The 15,742-nt window shown below is 66.0% G+C and carries 20 protein-coding genes and 1 riboswitch; of the genes, 14 read left to right on the forward strand and 6 right to left on the reverse strand.

Annotation, left to right across the window (positions count from 1 at the left end; all coding sequences use genetic code 11):
• Window positions 1-9: 9 nt before the first annotated feature.
• A riboswitch (SAM riboswitch) is annotated at window positions 10-121 on the forward strand.
• A gap of 96 nt (window positions 122-217) precedes the next feature.
• The 3 genes from AB0L60_RS00400 (at window position 218) to AB0L60_RS00410 (ending at window position 3,068) form a co-directional block, all read left to right on the forward strand.
• A complete protein-coding gene (locus AB0L60_RS00400; protein WP_364605252.1) occupies window positions 218-1,567 on the forward strand; it encodes a bifunctional o-acetylhomoserine/o-acetylserine sulfhydrylase in 1,350 nt (449 codons plus the stop codon).
• 41 nt (window positions 1,568-1,608) lie between these two features.
• Window positions 1,609-2,727, forward strand: coding sequence for a homoserine O-acetyltransferase (locus AB0L60_RS00405; protein WP_364606678.1), 1,119 nt, complete (start codon window positions 1,609-1,611; stop codon window positions 2,725-2,727).
• Between the two features lie 179 nt (window positions 2,728-2,906).
• Window positions 2,907-3,068, forward strand: a complete 162-nt coding sequence (locus tag AB0L60_RS00410; protein WP_169336776.1) for a hypothetical protein — start codon at window positions 2,907-2,909, stop codon at window positions 3,066-3,068.
• Window positions 3,069-3,156: 88 nt separating this feature from the next.
• On the opposite strand, the gene AB0L60_RS00415 is transcribed toward AB0L60_RS00410, so the two are convergent.
• Complete coding sequence (locus tag AB0L60_RS00415) at window positions 3,157-3,474, reverse strand: DUF3017 domain-containing protein (protein ID WP_364605254.1); 318 nt, start codon at window positions 3,472-3,474, stop codon at window positions 3,157-3,159.
• 693 nt (window positions 3,475-4,167) lie between these two features.
• A complete protein-coding gene (locus AB0L60_RS00420) occupies window positions 4,168-5,082 on the reverse strand; it encodes a zinc-binding dehydrogenase (protein ID WP_364605256.1) in 915 nt (304 codons plus the stop codon).
• A 75-nt stretch (window positions 5,083-5,157) separates the two neighbouring features.
• Between AB0L60_RS00420 and AB0L60_RS00425 the strand changes: the two genes are divergently transcribed.
• Window positions 5,158-5,754 (forward strand): TetR/AcrR family transcriptional regulator, encoded by a 597-nt coding sequence (locus tag AB0L60_RS00425; RefSeq protein WP_364605258.1) that lies wholly within the window; start codon window positions 5,158-5,160, stop codon window positions 5,752-5,754.
• 64 nt (window positions 5,755-5,818) lie between these two features.
• Here AB0L60_RS00425 and AB0L60_RS00430 read toward each other — a convergent pair whose 3' ends face one another.
• Entirely contained in the window at window positions 5,819-5,968 is a 150-nt protein-coding gene (locus AB0L60_RS00430) for a hypothetical protein (protein WP_364605260.1), read from the reverse strand.
• Between the two features lie 50 nt (window positions 5,969-6,018).
• On the reverse strand, window positions 6,019-6,720 hold the full coding sequence (locus tag AB0L60_RS00435) for a TetR/AcrR family transcriptional regulator (protein WP_364605262.1): 702 nt from the start codon (window positions 6,718-6,720) through the stop codon (window positions 6,019-6,021).
• 90 nt (window positions 6,721-6,810) lie between these two features.
• Here AB0L60_RS00435 and AB0L60_RS00440 point away from each other — a divergent pair, with 90 nt between their 5' ends.
• Window positions 6,811-7,500 carry an NAD(P)H-binding protein gene (locus AB0L60_RS00440; RefSeq protein WP_364605264.1) on the forward strand — a complete coding sequence of 230 codons (690 nt, stop codon included), beginning with the start codon at window positions 6,811-6,813 and terminating at the stop codon, window positions 7,498-7,500.
• 16 nt (window positions 7,501-7,516) lie between these two features.
• On the forward strand, window positions 7,517-8,299 hold the full coding sequence (locus AB0L60_RS00445) for an oxidoreductase (RefSeq protein ID WP_364606681.1): 783 nt from the start codon (window positions 7,517-7,519) through the stop codon (window positions 8,297-8,299).
• 231 nt (window positions 8,300-8,530) lie between these two features.
• On the opposite strand, the gene AB0L60_RS00450 is transcribed toward AB0L60_RS00445, so the two are convergent.
• A complete protein-coding gene (locus AB0L60_RS00450; protein ID WP_364605266.1) occupies window positions 8,531-9,184 on the reverse strand; it encodes a GntR family transcriptional regulator in 654 nt (217 codons plus the stop codon).
• A gap of 118 nt (window positions 9,185-9,302) precedes the next feature.
• Here AB0L60_RS00450 and AB0L60_RS00455 point away from each other — a divergent pair, with 118 nt between their 5' ends.
• The 8 genes from AB0L60_RS00455 to AB0L60_RS00490 all read left to right on the forward strand — a co-directional run bounded on the left by AB0L60_RS00455 (window position 9,303) and on the right by AB0L60_RS00490 (window position 15,501).
• On the forward strand, window positions 9,303-9,737 hold the full coding sequence (locus tag AB0L60_RS00455; RefSeq protein ID WP_364605268.1) for a nuclear transport factor 2 family protein: 435 nt from the start codon (window positions 9,303-9,305) through the stop codon (window positions 9,735-9,737).
• A 10-nt stretch (window positions 9,738-9,747) separates the two neighbouring features.
• A complete protein-coding gene (locus tag AB0L60_RS00460; protein ID WP_364605270.1) occupies window positions 9,748-10,506 on the forward strand; it encodes an alpha/beta hydrolase in 759 nt (252 codons plus the stop codon).
• Between the two features lie 71 nt (window positions 10,507-10,577).
• Window positions 10,578-11,387: a carbon-nitrogen family hydrolase gene (locus AB0L60_RS00465; protein ID WP_364605272.1), complete on the forward strand. Its 810-nt coding sequence runs from the start codon at window positions 10,578-10,580 to the stop codon at window positions 11,385-11,387.
• Window positions 11,388-11,390: 3 nt separating this feature from the next.
• Window positions 11,391-12,068 (forward strand): DUF2848 family protein, encoded by a 678-nt coding sequence (locus tag AB0L60_RS00470; RefSeq protein ID WP_364605274.1) that lies wholly within the window; start codon window positions 11,391-11,393, stop codon window positions 12,066-12,068.
• Entirely contained in the window at window positions 12,068-13,546 is a 1,479-nt protein-coding gene (locus AB0L60_RS00475; protein WP_364605276.1) for a 4-hydroxyphenylacetate 3-hydroxylase N-terminal domain-containing protein, read from the forward strand. The genes AB0L60_RS00470 and AB0L60_RS00475 overlap by 1 nt, the downstream gene beginning before the upstream one ends.
• Entirely contained in the window at window positions 13,543-13,905 is a 363-nt protein-coding gene (locus AB0L60_RS00480; protein ID WP_364605278.1) for a cupin domain-containing protein, read from the forward strand. Before AB0L60_RS00475 ends, AB0L60_RS00480 begins: the two co-directional genes overlap by 4 nt.
• Window positions 13,902-14,420, forward strand: coding sequence for a flavin reductase family protein (locus AB0L60_RS00485; protein WP_364605280.1), 519 nt, complete (start codon window positions 13,902-13,904; stop codon window positions 14,418-14,420). Before AB0L60_RS00480 ends, AB0L60_RS00485 begins: the two co-directional genes overlap by 4 nt.
• Before the next feature lie 616 nt (window positions 14,421-15,036).
• Window positions 15,037-15,501 (forward strand): tRNA (cytidine(34)-2'-O)-methyltransferase, encoded by a 465-nt coding sequence (locus AB0L60_RS00490; RefSeq protein ID WP_364606684.1) that lies wholly within the window; start codon window positions 15,037-15,039, stop codon window positions 15,499-15,501.
• Window positions 15,502-15,511: 10 nt separating this feature from the next.
• On the opposite strand, the gene AB0L60_RS00495 is transcribed toward AB0L60_RS00490, so the two are convergent.
• Window positions 15,512-15,742: a DUF167 domain-containing protein gene (locus AB0L60_RS00495; protein ID WP_364605282.1), complete on the reverse strand. Its 231-nt coding sequence runs from the start codon at window positions 15,740-15,742 to the stop codon at window positions 15,512-15,514.

The following is a 15,742-nucleotide window of genomic DNA, read 5'->3' on the forward strand; positions in this document are numbered from 1 at the left end:
CGCGCGACAGGTCAAGAGCATCAGCGTTAAGGCCCCGGCTTGCTGATCGGCAACCCTCCAGCTGCGGTGGGGTGCTCCGGGTGCAGACCCGGCGTTCGAAGGCCGAACGCAAGCGCAACTAGGAGGTCTACCGAAATGTGTTGTTGTCGAAGCCCATTCGCATCTCGATAACGTCAAACTTCCGCCATTCGGCGACCTTGTTTTTGGAGCAGAACACATGAGTGACTCGACCGCGCCCGCGGCCGTCTCGGCTGACGGCACCCTGGATCCGGCCGACTGGTCCTTCGAGACCAAGCAGATTCACGCCGGACAGGCTCCCGATCCGGCCACCGGAGCCCGCGCCCTGCCCATCTACCAGACCACCTCCTACGCCTTCCGCGACACCGATCACGCCGCCGCGCTGTTCGGGCTCGCCGAGCCGGGCAATATCTACACCCGCATCATGAACCCCACCCAGGACGCGGTGGAGCAGCGTATCGCCGCGCTCGAGGGCGGTGTGGCCGCGTTGTTGCTGGCCTCCGGTCAGGCCGCGGAAACCTACGCGATCCTGAATCTGGCGCAGGCCGGCGACCACATCGTGGCCAGCCCGCACCTGTACGGCGGCACCTACAACCTGCTGCACTACTCGCTGCCCAAGCTGGGCATCGAGGTCAGCTTCGTCGAGGATCCGGACGATCTCGAGCAGTGGCACACGGCCGTGCGGCCCAACACCAAGGCGTTCTACGGGGAGACCGTCGCCAATCCGAGCAGCTCGGTGCTCGACATCCCGGGCATCGCCGAGGTCGCGCACGCGGCGGGCGTGCCGCTGATCGTGGACAACACCGTCGCCACGCCGTACCTGATCCAGCCGCTGCGACTGGGCGCGGACATCGTCGTGCACTCGGCCACCAAATACCTGGGTGGGCACGGCTCCGCGGTCGCGGGCGTGATCGTGGACGGCGGCAACTTCGACTGGACCGTGCGGGACGCGGCGGGTGAGTCCCGCTTCCCGGGTTTCACCACCCCGGACCCCAGCTACCACGGCGCCGTGTTCGCCGATCTCGGCGCGCCGGCCTACGCACTCAAGGCGCGGGTGCAGTTGCTGCGCGATCTGGGTGCGGCGGTGTCGCCGTTCAACGCCTTCCTCATCGCGCAGGGCATCGAGACGCTGAGCCTGCGCGTCGAGCGGCACGTGGCCAATGCCCAGGCCGTGGCCGAGTTCCTGGCCGAGCAGCCCGGCGTCGAGAAGGTCTACTACGCAGGACTGCCCGGCTCCCCCTGGTTCGAGCGGGGCAAACAGCTGGCGCCCAAGGGTGTCGGCGCCATCGTCTCCTTCGAGCTGGCCGGCGGCGTGGACGCCGGCAAGAAGTTCGTGGAGGCGCTGGTGCTGCACAGCCATGTCGCTAACATCGGGGACGTGCGCTCGCTCGTCATCCACCCGGCCTCCACCACGCATTCCCAGCTGACGCCCGCCGAGCAATTGGCTTCCGGTGTCACACCTGGCCTGGTCCGGTTGGCCGTGGGTATCGAGGGGATCGGTGACATCCTGGCGGATCTGCGCGCCGGACTGACGGCGGCGGCAAATTGACCGTGAACATCGAATCGAACACGTCCCGGCACGCGGCGGAGCTGCTGCTGCCGCCGCCCGACGGGACGCTCGGCAGCATTGCCATCGGGGATGTCGAGCTCGAGAACGGAGCCGTCATTCCCGATGTCACGCTGGCTGTGCAGCGGTGGGGCGAACTATCGGCGAACGCGGACAACGTGGTGCTCGTGGAACACGCGCTGACCGGTGATTCGCACGTGGTGGGCCCCGCCGACGTGCACCACGGCCAGGCCGGCTGGTGGGACGGCATCGTGGGTCCCGGCGCGCCGGTGGACACCCGCGAGTGGTGCGTCATCGCCACCAATGTGCTCGGCGGCTGTAAGGGCAGCACCGGGCCGTCCTCGCTGGCGGCGGACGGAAAGCCTTGGGGCGCACGATTTCCCGAGATCTCCATCCGCGATCAGGTGACCGCCGAGATCATGCTGTTCGACCTGCTCGGCATCGACCGCCTGGCCGCCGTGGTGGGCGGCTCCATGGGCGGCATGCGGGTGCTGGAATGGATGATCGCCCGGCCCGAGCGGGTCGGGGCGGCCCTGGTGCTGGCGGTCGGCCCGCGCGGCACCGCCGACCAGATCGGCACCCAGACCACCCAGATCGCGGCCATCACGGCCGATCCGGACTGGCAGGGCGGCAACTACCACGGCACCGGGCGCGCCCCGATGACCGGCATGGGCATCGCCCGGCGCATCGCGCACCTGACCTATCGCACCGAGTTCGAGCTCGACCACCGCTTCGAGAACCATGCCCAGGGCGATGAGGACCCGTGGGTGGGTGGGCGTTACGCGGTGCAGAGCTATCTGGAATACCAGGCCGACAAGCTGATCTCGCGGTTCGACCCGGCCACCTACGTGCTGCTCACCGAGGCCATGAACCGCCATGACGTGGGCCGTGGCCGCGGCGGTATCGCGGCGGCGCTGGGGTCCACGCCGGTGCCGTGCGTGGTCGGCGGGGTGGACTCGGATCGACTGTATCCGCTGCGTACCCAGCAGGAGCTGGCCGATCTGCTGCCGGGTTCCAAGGGGCTGGAGATCATCCGGTCCCGGGACGGCCACGACGGGTTCCTGACCGAGACCGAGGCGGTCGGCAAGCTCATGCTGGAGACGATGGATCTGGCCCGCGCCCAGCGCGCGTCGGGCCGCTGAAACAGCGCTGCCCGTCCGCTGTATCTCCGCTGCCTCACCGGAGGCGCGTTACCTCGCGTATCGTGTCCGTTTCGCGCGAATTGCCGTGACGCGCTTCCGGTTTCACTCGCATGACACCTCCGTAACCGACGGCCCGGAATGCGTGTGCGCAAGGCTCGGCACACGTAATGTATTCAGGCATGACCGCCGCATTCGATGACATGGATCTACGCGATCTCGTCGATCTGCTCTCCGAGGACGAGCAGCGTGAACTTCGCCCGGCCATACTTCGTGTCCTGCACAGACTCCCGGACCAGGAAGTGTTGCGCCGCGAGCTCGGCCGCCGCATGACCTCGGTCTAGCAATCCCCCAGCGCCGCGGGTTCGCGGCCACCCTCCGATCGAACATTCAGTGCCGCGACTCCGGTCGCGGCCCCGACCTCGGCGCGGTCTAGGTGACGCCGAGGCTGCTGATGGTCGCGGCCAGCACGATGATCGCGCCGCCCAGCACCGTCAGCCAGGCGACGTCGAAGCCCTTGCTGCGCACCGCGAGCAGACCGGCCCGGTCCGTCGGCAGGATCAGCCGCAGTGCCGCCGCCAGCAACGTTCCGCCACCGAAGAAGAAGGTGCCGCGCCGCCAGCGGTCCCAGGCCAGGAAGACCACGGCCACCACCAGCACCACCGCTACCAGCAGTATGGGCAGATTGCCCCGGACGAACTCCCCCGCACGACTGCTACGGCTCTCGGGTGCGGCATGGGCTGGAGTCACCGGACGAGCTTATCCGGCCCTCTGCGATGCTGGAGCCCGTGTTCCATCTCGTGTTCTTCGAATCGCACATCTATTTACACAGAACAACGATGAGCAGCACCAGCCCGGACACACATGATCGCCCCGACCTCATGACCACCGTGTGAGTTCGCGGCGAACTTTCCCTGCTGGCAAACGGAGTTTGCCTGGCCCTTGTCATCATCGGGATCGCGCTGCCCAGACTGATCACGATGGAGCCCACCGCCTTCATCGGCTGGACGATGACAATGATCGTCCTCGTGGCCTGACCCCCCCAACTCCGCACCGAGCTGACCACTCTCGATGCCCAGCTCACCCTCCTTGCCACCCACCGCAGCGAACTGAGCCATCTGATCGACCGACTCGCCGCCCAGCTTACGACCTAGACGGCCCCGGATGTCCTGGTGGCCTGAGGACCACTGCTGGATGGGCTCATAGGCGGTGGTCGGTTGGCTGGATGTTCGGTGCGGGTTGGTGTTCCGTAAGCCGATCCGCTCGCCGGGCGCCGAGATGACCGAGGCCCAGCGCGACGGTCGTCTCGGCGCGGACCATGTCGAACTCCTCGTCGTTGTCGCGACACTGCGCTTCCAGCTCGTCGGAAGCAATCACAGACTCACTTCAGCAAGCGCCAATTGAATGGCGATAAGTTCAGCTCCTGCTGGAACATGTTGCCGCTCAACGCATATCGAGGACCGCCTTGCCGTTCACCTGCCTGTCGAGCAGGGCGTCGATCGCGTCGTGGACATGTCGCCACGATCCGGTCCACCCGATTTGCGGATCGAGTTCTCCGGTCCGCAACCGCTCGACGAGGTAGGCGATGTCGGGGCCGAACGGGGAGGACACGCAGAACGGTTCCAGTCGCCTGACGCCGCCCAGCATCCGCATTTCCTCGAAATCGATCACGGTCTGTTCGCGGGCGGCCCATCCGACCGACAGCGCGATCCCGCCGTCGCAGAGCTTCCCGAACGCCTGCGCGAGGATCGGACCGCCGACATTGTCAATGACGCCGTACACCGGCTCGTCGGGAATCGTTGAGCCGGAAAGGACTTCGGCGGCACCGAGTGCGCGCAACCCGTCGCCGCGCTGTGGCCGTCCCACCGAAGCGATAACATGCGCTCCGGCGCGCGCGGCGAGTTGAACAGCGAATCGGCCCACGCCGCCGGAGGCGCCCGTGACGAGCACTCGGCGGCCCAGCAGCGGCCCGAGCCGCCGCACCGCTTGCAGGGCCGTGGCCCCGGCCGCCGGGACCGCGGCCGCGGCGGCCAGGCCGACCGAATCCGGAACGGCGGCAAGATCGCTGGTGGCCACGGCCCGCAGTTCGGCGAATCCACCGGTCCCGGCGAATGAGCTGACACGTGTCCCCACCGGCGGGCCCGAACCGTCGGCCGCCGCCTGTACGACCGTCCCAGCGGCGTCCTTGCCGAGGAGTTGCCCCGGCCGCAATTGCCGTTCGGCGAAGGCGAGTTCGCCGAAGTTCAGAGACGCGGCCTCGACCGCGATGACCGCCTCGGAGGGGCTCGGGACGGGTTCGGGCACGTCGCCGAAACGGACGCGGTGTCGTGCGGCGGGATCGTAGATCAGGGCCCGCATAAATCGCCTCCAATTGAACTAACCAGTTAGGTAGGCGCACTGTAGCAGACTGAACTAACCAGTTAGAATCACTTCATGCCGCCCCGCACACCCGCCCGCGACCGCCTGCTCGAAGCAGCCCGAGAACTGTTCTATCGTGAGGGCTACAGCGTCTCGATCGATACGATCACCCAGCACGCCAACGTCGCGAAACCTACTGTGTACGCGCATTTCTCGTCGAAGGATGCACTCATCGACGCCGTGCTGAGTTCGGCGAGCCAGGAATGGTTCACCGAACTGGAGGCTGAACTGGCTCGCCGTGAAGGCGACCGCCTCGAGCGGCTGCTGGCACCGTTCGATCTCCTCGCCGCACACTTGCCGGACCCCGGCTACCACGGCTGCATCCTGATCAACAGCGCCGCGTCCCTGCTCTCCACGGACCGCCCCGCACACCATGCCTTGGAAACCCACGACAACGCCATGCTCACCTGCTTCGAGCAATTGGCCACCGAAGCCGGCGCGATCAACCCCGGCGAACTGGCCCGGCAACTCCTGCTGCTCTACAACGGCGTCAAGGCACGAGGGCTCGTGGACTCCACCGGCGCCGCTGCCGCCGACGCCCGCGCTGCCGCCACCGCGCTACTCGGGCCATCAAAGATCGTGTCGGAAGCGGCAAACGAGTCTGCCGAATGAAGTGTCGGGCGGCGGTGCCGAAGACGACGACTCGAACCGGCCAATTGAGGCGAGTGACCGACGGCTAGACATGGACCGAGGCTTCTGCGGCGGTCTTGAGCATCTGCAGCATGGCATCGTGCCCGGCGCGCAGTTTCTCGGAGCTGAAGAAAAGGGTGAGCAGCGGCCCGGCGAGGGACTGAGAGATGTGGCCGGGCAAGGGTTTTGCGCGCATTCCGGCGTGATTGCGGGCCAGCGTGCCGTAGGGCAAGGCAATCGGAGCCGTTACAGGCCCAGAGAACGGACCAGGTCCACCATCTCAGCGTGATAGAGCTTTGCGGGATCCTGGGTTTGGGGGCCCAGATGCCCGTAGATCTCGAGTGCGATAAGGCCGTGCATGCGACCCCACAGCCGCAACGCAAGCGCGACAGCGGAGGGCGGGAGGTCGGGGAAATCTGCTCGGACATGAGTAACCAGCTCGGCGTCGAAGTCAGACCAGGCGACGGCAGGATCATCCTGCAGCGAGGCCGCCCGGGGCCAGGCCGCGGCGACCAGACCGACCAATCCATTGCAGGCCCGCGCCCCGGCCTCGGCCGCCGGACCACGCGGTGGCGGCTGATATCCGGGGACGGGATCTCCGTAGATGAGCCGGAAGCCTTCGGGATTCGCCAGCGCCCAGCCGCGCACCGCCTCACCCCAAGCCACCACGCGGCCGGCCGGATCATCGACCGGAACCCGATCGCGCGCAGCCTCCACCTCATCGACCAGGCCGCCGTACACATCGCCGATGAGCATGGTGATCAGGTCGTCGCGAGTCGCGTAGTAGCCGTAGATAGCGCCGGCGGTCATGCCCATGTCACGGGCGATGGCGCGCAACGAGACCGCGTCGGGACCGCCTTCGGCCAGTAGCCGCAGCGCGATCGCCTTGATGTCTTCGGCCGTCTGCGCCCGTAGGCGCTCCCGGCGACGCTGTACGACTTCGGCCACGGTTGACACTTTACCCCGTGCGACTACTATCTAGCATGTCATTACTGAACGGCGTGTAGTAACTGAACGCAGTGTAGTTCGAGGAGTATCGTGAAGATCGGAATCTTCGGCGCGACGGGCGTAATCGGAAGCGAGACCGTGCTCGAGGCCGACCGGCGTGGACATCAGGTCACCGCATTCGCCCGCGACGCGGCACGTTTTCCCGACAAACGCGGCCGGGCCGACTGGCGGGTCGCCGACTGGCTCGACACCGACAGCATCGCCTCGGCGATCGGCGGACTCGATGTGGTGATCAGCGCGGTCAACGCCGGGCATGGCGTCGCCGACACGATTGCCCATGCGGGCAACTTCGTCATCGGGGCCAAGGCGATGATCGGCGCGATGGAGCGGCACCCGTCGGCGCGAGTGATCATGGTCGGCGGGGCCGGCAGTCTGGAGATCGCGCCCGGGCAGCAGATCGTCGACGGCGGAGCGGAATTCGAGCGAAGCCTGATCGAGGACCTCGAAGTCCCCGTCGAGTACGGGGCCGTGGTGCGGGCATTGCGGGACGCGCTCAACCTCTACCGGCAGTCCAACCGCAACTGGACCTACCTCAGCCCATCGGCACTACGAATCCGGCCAGGCGGCGAGCGGACCGGGCGTTTCCGGATCGGTGGAGATCAGCTCCTGGTACGCCAGGACGGCACCAGCCATATCTCCGCACCCGACCTCGCCATCGCTCTGCTCGACGAGGTCGAGCAGCCGCGATTCGTCCAGCGCCGCTTCACCGTCGGCTACTGACAAACAAGGACTACGAATGGATCTGGGACTCAACGGACGCACCGCGATCGTCACCGGCGCCGGCCGCGGCATCGGACTGGCCATCGTCAGGAGGTTGATCACGGAAGGCGTCGAAGTGATCGGGGCCGCCCGCACCATCACCGAACAGTTGCGCGAAACCGGCGCCGCGACGGTCGCCGTCGACCTCGGAACTTCCACCGGCGCGGCCGAACTCGTCACACAGGCCCTTGAAACACTCGGCGGCATCGACATCCTCGTCAACAACGTCGGAGGCGCAGAGTTCAACGCGACCAAAGGATTTCTCGACATCGATGACGAAACCTGGCAGCGGACATTGGATATCAACCTCCTCAGCGCGATCCGGGTAACCAGAGCCGCGCTGCCGAGCCTGATCGAACGCCACGGGACCGTGATCAACATGTCGTCGATCGTCGGGCGCGCCCCCGGCGCGGCAACCACCGACTACGGTGTCGCCAAGGCCGCGCTCACCGCGTTGAGCAAGTCACTCGCCGAGCAATTCGGGCCGCAAGGCGTCCGAGTCAACACCATCTCCCCGGGCCCGGTGCGTACCGCGTTCTGGGAATCGCCGGACGGACCCGGCGGAAAAATAGCCGCCGCCAACGGCATTGCAATCGAGGACTTCCTTCCCCAACTACCCGCCACGATCGGCATGACCACCGGCAAACTGATCGAGGCCGACGAGATCGCCTCACAGGTCGCCTTCCTGGCCTCCGACCACGCACGCAGCATCCTCGGCACCGACCTGTCCATCGACGGAGGCGCACTGAAAACCATCTGAAGCCACTGCCTGACCGATGCCCTCTCGCTCGACCGACCAGGCGAGGGGCATCGGCCGCACGACCGAGTGCCTATGAAACAAACTGCCTATTTATGCGGTTGGGCACGGCGAGCGGCGGGCGCCGCCGTTCGTATCCTGCAACGCCTGCCGGCCCTTACCGCCGCGATCCGGTACAACGACAAAACCGGCGCACCCATACACCGGTTGCTGCTGCTTGCGACCACTAGCTAGCTAGAGTGCGACGGCGGCGGTGTTCTCGAGGTGTTTGCGTGCTGCGCTGGCTGCGGCCTCTGGATCGCCCTGTTCGATGGCGTCGATAATGGCGCGGTGTTCGACGACGACTGCTTCGAGGCGGTGAGGTAGTTTGAGTGCCTCGAAACCGAAGAGCCACATTGCCCCGCGCAGGCTGACCATCGTTGCGTGGGTGCGCTCGAGGCCGAGGATTTCGGACTGAAGCAGGTGGAACCGCTCGTCCAGCGCAAGGAATTCCGACTCTTGGCCGCTGCTGAGGCTTTCCTGCGCGTCAACGATCGTACGTAGCTGTGAGATGTCCTCGGTCGTGGCGCTGAGCGCCAAACGACTTGCCACAAAGCCTTCGAGCAGCGAACGGAGATCGAAGATCTCCTGCCGCTCCGCTGTCGACAGCTCGCGCAGACGGAACCCGCGTTGGGATTCGACGACGATGATTCCCTCGCGGCTGAGCGTGAGAAGGGCTTCACGGACAGGCGTTCGGGACATGCCGAGAGACTCGGCCAGTTCGTTCTCCGAGTACTGCTCACCGTGGGTGAGTGAGCCATCCCTGATCGCCTGCTGAATCTGCAGATAAGCGCGCCGGCCCAGCGTCGGGGGCCGTTCAACCGCTGTGATGCCGCTCAGCTTTGCCATACCCCTAGGTTAACAGAGCCGTATGCGAAATTCAGCACGCTACGTACTTGTATACCGCATACCAGTGCCGTAGTGTGTGCTGTGTCATAGCCCATCCGGTTGGCAAAGGAGCACACGGATGCCTCTGTCCGCTTCAGACAAATTGGCGATCATCGAGCTGTCGAACCTGCAGATGCGATCGCTGGACAACCACGATGTCGATTCCTGGCTCGGGGCATGGGTTCCCGACGGAAAGTTCATCGCGACTTACGGCACGTTCGTCGGACACGACGCCATCAGGGAGTTCATCAACGGTCACATCGCGGCCGGCAAGGAGGACGGTGCACGTCATCTAATGACGAACTACACCGTCGACGGCGACGGCGAGACGGCGACGGCGACGTGCGCGGTTACCAAACTCCAGGTCGTGGAGCCGCCTTTCATCATCGCCACCGGTATTTACACCGACGTGCTGGTGCGCACCGAAGCCGGCTGGAAGTTCCAATCGCGTCAGCTGGACATCGACCCTGGCGTGTTCGCTCGCGCCGAGGCCGCCGCGGCCGCGCAGCAGTAAGGACGACCCGATGACTGAACTTGCCGCAGAGCGGTGGGGCGATTCCGGCCCACGCATCGTCATGGTGCACGGCAGCCTGAGTTCGGCCGCCGCGGCCTTCGCTGAGCAGCGGGTGCTGGCCGACCGATACCAGATCACCGCACCGTACCGCCGCGGCTACCACCCGAGCCCGAGCACACCGCGTATCGATCCGGACCGGGACGCGGCCGAGATCGCCGAGTTGCTCGGCGATGGCGCACATCTGGTCGGAACATCGATGGGTGGGGTCGTCGCGATGCGGGCCGCAGCACTGGCCCCGGAGAAGGTTTGGTCGCTGACGGTGATCGAGCCGCCCGCACTACCCAACGGTGCCGGACGACCGGCAGCAGACCGGCTCGCGACCGCGCTGCGCGACTACTTCTCGGCCGCCGACCCCGCCGATCTCGAGTCCTTCGCAGTCGGCTTTTTGAAGGTACTCAACGTCGACATGCCCCTGCCGTCGCCGCTGCCTGCCCCACTGGCCGAGGCCATCCGCAATCTTACGACTGAAAGGCCCTGGGAGACAGGCGTTCCGCTGGAGGCGCTGGCGCGGACCACGTTCCCCAAACTGGTGGTCACCGGTGGTGGCACTCCGGGATTCGAAGATGTCGCCGATGCTCTGGCAGAGGGGTTGTCGGCGAAACGCGTTCTGTTCGAGGGCAGTCCGCACGCAGTGCAGCGTATCGGGCAGAAGTTCAACGACGAGCTCATCGCTCACTTGCAGAACGCGGGCACTTCTCTGTCGGCCTGAGCCGACGCGACCCACGGTACGCGAGGGACTCGTGTGCCGTGGAGTCGTGATCAAGAAAGGACTGAATCGCTGTGCACGTAGCGCTGTTTCAGATCGCTAGCCCGGACTCCGAGCCCGTGGCGACTCGGCTACGGCGGGTCGGTGATGCGATCGATCGCGAATCAGAGCTCGAGAAAGCCGATCTGCTGGTTATGCCCGAGCTGTGGGGCGCCGGCTATTTCGCCTTCGACGAGTACAAGGACCGAGCCGAACCCCTCACCGGCCCGACGGTCACCGCGGCGCGTGACTGGGCCACCTCGCATCGGCTGTTCGTTCACCTCGGCAGCATCGTCGAGATCGATGAGCAGGGCCGCTTGTACAACACCTCGGTGGTGGTCAGCCCGGACGGTTCCGTGCGCAACATCTACCGCAAGGTGCACGTCTTCGGGTATGGCTCGCGGGAGCAGGAGCTCCTCACACCGGGCACCTCGATAACCGTCGACTCCATCGCGGGTGTGCCATCGGGCTTCACCACCTGCTATGACCTGCGCTTTCCGGAGCTGTTCCGCAGTCTGACCGATGCCGGCGCCGAGTTGCTGGCCGTGTGCGCGGCCTGGCCGGCCGCCCGCCTCGCGCACTGGCGACTGTTCACGAGCGTGCGTGCGGTCGAGCAGCAGTCGTGGCTGCTGGCCTGCAATGCAGTCGGAGAACAACACGGGGTGAGCCTCGGCGGCCACAGCCGGATCGTCGACCCCTGGGGTGAAGTGCTCGTCGAGGCGGGTTCCGACGAGGGATTCACCTTCGCCGAGATCGATCCTGCTCTGCCGCAACGCGTGCGCGCCGAGTTTCCCGCACTGGCGGACCGACGCTGGCCCCCCGACCTATCGACCAGAGTGGAGTAGCACATGACCACCGGCATCACCCAGCTACGACTCCGGACCAATTCCGGTGACGAAGTGGCCTTCACACCGACCAATGTCATTGTCGCCGGGTACACCGGGCGCGACACCGCCGCCGTCGCACATCACGTCGATGAGCTCGCCGCGATCGGCGTGCCGAGACCGGACAGCATTCCCGCGTTCTACGAAATCGGCGCCGACACCGTGACAACCGACACCGTTATCGAGGTCGACGGGCCATCGACGTCGGGCGAGGTGGAACCTGTCCTGATATACGCCGACCATCGCTACTACCTGACAGTCGGCTCGGACCACACCGACCGGGTACTCGAAACGCAGAGCATCCGCCTGTCCAAAGCCGCGTGCCTCAAGCCGATCGCCACCACGATCATCGACCTCGGAACCGACCCGAGCGTTCTGCGGTGGGACGAGATTACGGTGTCCAGCTGGGTAAACGGCGATATCTACCAGCGAGGATCCCTCGCCTCGATGCTGCCGCTCAGCGAGCTGCTGTCCAAATGGGGCAAACATGACCGCGACGAGTCCGCGCTGGTCCTGTTCGGCGGAACCATGCCGCTGGTCGAGGGCACCTTCCGATACGGCCACCACTGGCAGATGAGCCTCGAAGTGCCGGGTCACGCCCCGATCGAATTCACATACAACGTCACTGTCAGGAGCAGCTAATGCGCACCAGCACCGACTACCTGGCCTCGCTGGACGACGGCCGCCGCGTGATCGTCAACGGCACGTCCGTGGAGCACGTCGCAAGCGATCCGGCGTTCGCGCCGATCGCCCGCACGATCGGAGACTTGTTCGACCTGGCAGCCGATCCACGCAACGGCATGCAGGTCACCGACGGGACCCTCGGCCGCCCGGTGAACAGGCTGTTCCTGCCGCCGCGGCGCGCCGAGGATCTCACGGCCTACCGCACGGCAGCCCAGGTCTGGGCCGATCACACCCACGGCTGGGTGGGCCGCTCACCCGACCACGTCGGCGCCTTCGTCGCCGCCTTCTCGGCCCACCCCGAAGCGTTCGCGCAAGAACACGATCTGCGTGACAACGTCCTCGCCTTCCACCGCCGGATCGTCGAGAACGATCTCTATGTCTCCTATGCGATCATTCCGCCGCAGGTCTCCCGCGCAAGCACCGCGCACGCATGGGAGGGCGAGTTCATCCAGGTCGGTGTGAAACACGAACGCGAAGACGGCATCGTCGTTCGCGGTGCCCAAATGCTCGCCACCGGCGGCGCGGTCGCCGACGAGATCCTGGTCTCCTGCATCAAACCGCTGCAAGCCGAGGACTCGGACTTCGCGATCAGCTTCACCGTCCCGGTGAACGCCGACGGACTGACACTGTACTGCCGCCGCCCGTACGCCCCCAGCGTGACCAGCGAGTTCGACTATCCGCTCAGCGCACGCTACGACGAGACCGACGCCCTGCTGGTGTTCGACGACGTCTTCATCCCCTGGGAAAACGTCTTCGTCTACAAGGATGTCCCGGGTCTGCGCAAACAGTTCTTCGATACCGCCGCACATGTGCTCGGCAACTGGCAGGCACAGATCCGCTTCGCGACCAAACTGCGATTCCTTGCAGGGATCGCCCGCAAGATCGCCGCGGTCAACGGTGTCGACAAGTTCCCCGGCGTCGTCGAGAAGCTCGGCGAGCTCGCCAGCCTGGTCTCGGTAGTGGAATCCGGGGTCCTCGCCGCGGAGCACACCGCGACACCGGACGAGCAGGGACTGTGGCGCCCGGGCGCGGCCGCCCTGTACGGCGCGATGGGATTGCAATCCGAGATCCACCCACGCGTAATCGAGATCGTGCGCGACCTGGCCGGAGGCGGGGTACTGCAGGTGCCCTCGAGCGTTCACGAACTCGCCGGCGAGCAGACCCGTGACGACATGGACCGCTACGTCAGCAGCCCCGGCCTGTCCGCCGTCGAGCGAGTGAAACTGTTCAAACTCGCCTGGGACGCCATCGGCAGTGAATTCGCAGGACGCCATCAGCAATACGAGCTCTTCTATGCCGGAGCCCCGTTCGTCGTGAAGGGCTACGCGTTCCGAAACTTCGACTACGACACCGCAACCCAGGCGGTCGAACAGTTCCTGGCGTCCTACGACCTGTCCGAGATGCCGTCGGCCGAGCTGGGCCAGGTGACCGCATGAGCAAGCCTGAATTCGAATTCTTCTCTGTCAGCGACGTCGAATTCACCGTCTGCCCCGGCGACAACCCCTTGATTACCGAACGGATCCTAAGCAAGGACCCCACCACCGGCGTCGCCACCCGGATCCTGCGATACGCGCCGGGCGCCGATTCCACGCCGATGGGCGTGCAACGGCACGACTTCTGGGAAGAGGTCTACATCCTCGAAGGCTCCTTCGTGGACCTGACCCTGGGCGAGAAGTTCACCGCCGGCCAGTACGCATGCCGCCCGCCGGGCATGCCGCACGGACCGTGGCGCTCCGACGAAGGGGTGCTGACCTTCGAAGTCCGCTACCCCGCAGGCAAGGAGCAGGAGAAATGACGATGATGTCCCCGATGGTCGACCCATCGGCAATGCGCAGAACGATGGGGAAATTCGCGACCGGCGTCGCCGTGATCACGACAGAAGTCGACGGCGTCCCCCACGGCATGACCGTCAACTCCCTCACGTCGGTCTCCCTGGACCCACCCCTGCTGCTGGTGTGCTTCAACCGCGGCGCTCGCAGCGCCGAAGCGGTGAGCGCGGCCGGACGGTTCGCGGTCAACATTCTGTCGAGCCGACAGCAAACCATCGCGCTGCGCTTCGCCCAACCAGGAGAAGACCACTTCGCCGGCCTCGGACTCGAATACGACGGCCACAGAGTCCCCGTCGTGCCACGCGCACTCGCCCACCTCGACTGCGACGTCGACCGCATCATCGAGGCCGGCGACCACACCGTCGTCTTCGGTGCCGTCCAAGATGTTTGCTCACGCGACGGTGAAGCCCTCGGATTCTTCCGCGGCAACTTCAGCAGCATCATGCCCCACGACACCGAACCCGAACACTGGTTCTCCTGATCAACCCTCACCCAACCATGACCAGGCGACGCGAAATATGCTCGCACGGTACGGATTTCGAACCCAGATCGGCCACAGCATCTGGCAATCGAACAGACGCGAGCCAGCGCCCCACACGGATGGTTCGCGGTCGTCGATGGGACAACTTCCGACAGCCCACGACGACCATCTCGGAGAGTCGGCGTCCTGGCAACGAAGTGTGCCCCTTCCTGCCAGGACGTCGGCGAAACAGGCGCCAGTTACCCTGCAGCCGAAGCAATTCCAGGCAAGGCACGATCCAATCTATTTGCTCACACTGGCCCGGTGCGGCCGGTAAGAGCCAAACCGAACGCTGTCAGACCTAGCGCCCGCGCGGTGAGGTCGGCGGCGGTGTCCAGAACTCTCGGCCGTCTCCCGCGCGCACACGAAATCCGATCTGCGCCTGCACTTCTGCCGGTGCACCACCCAAAAGCCGACCCCGCTGAGGGTGGCCCGGACCGAGTCAGCCGCAGAGCCGCCACAGCAGCACCGGCACACTGTCGCGGACGACCCCCCGCATGGCTACCGCGACTCTCGGGTGCGACATGGGCTGGACTCACCGCACAGCCCTAACCAGCGCTCTGAGATGCTGGAGCCCGTGTTCCATCTCGTGTTCTTCGAACCTCGCATCCCCCCGAATACCGGCAATGCCATTCGGCTGGCGGCCGGCACCGGCTGCGAACTGCACCTGATCGAACCGCTCGGCTTCGACCTGTCCGAGCCGAAGCTACGCCGGGCCGGGTTGGACTACCACGACCTGGCCATCGTCACCGTGCACAAGAGTCTCGCCGCGGCGTGGGATGCCATTCGGCCCGAGCGGGTCTTCGCCTTCACCGCGACGGCCACCACCCACAGCACCGATGTCGCCTATCGCTCGGGCGATGTGCTGCTCTTCGGGCCCGAGCCGACCGGGTTGCCCGAGGAGGTGCTCGCCGATCCCCGCGTCACCGAGCAGCTGCGCATCCCGATGCTGCCGGGCCGGCGCTCGATGAATCTGTCCAATGCCGCGGCCGTCGCCGTGTACGAGGCCTGGCGGCAGCTGGGTTTTCCGGGCGCGGTCTGAGTCTCCGGGATCAGTCGTCGATTTCGAAGCGCTTGAAGCGGGAGGTCGCACCACCGGTCAGGCGGACCGCGGATTTGGGGACGCCGTAGTGGGCTGCCAGCAGCTCGATGGCGGCCTTGTTGGCCTTGCCCTCCACCGCCGGGGCGCGCACGTACAGCTGCAGCGCGCCATCGTCGAGGATCTCGACCAGGGGCCCCTTCTTGCTGCCGGGTTTGATGGTCGCCCGGACCACTGTCGACAT

The sequence above is a fragment of the Nocardia sp. NPDC051981 genome (assembly GCF_040680715.1).
GTDB lineage: Bacteria > Actinomycetota > Actinomycetes > Mycobacteriales > Mycobacteriaceae > Nocardia.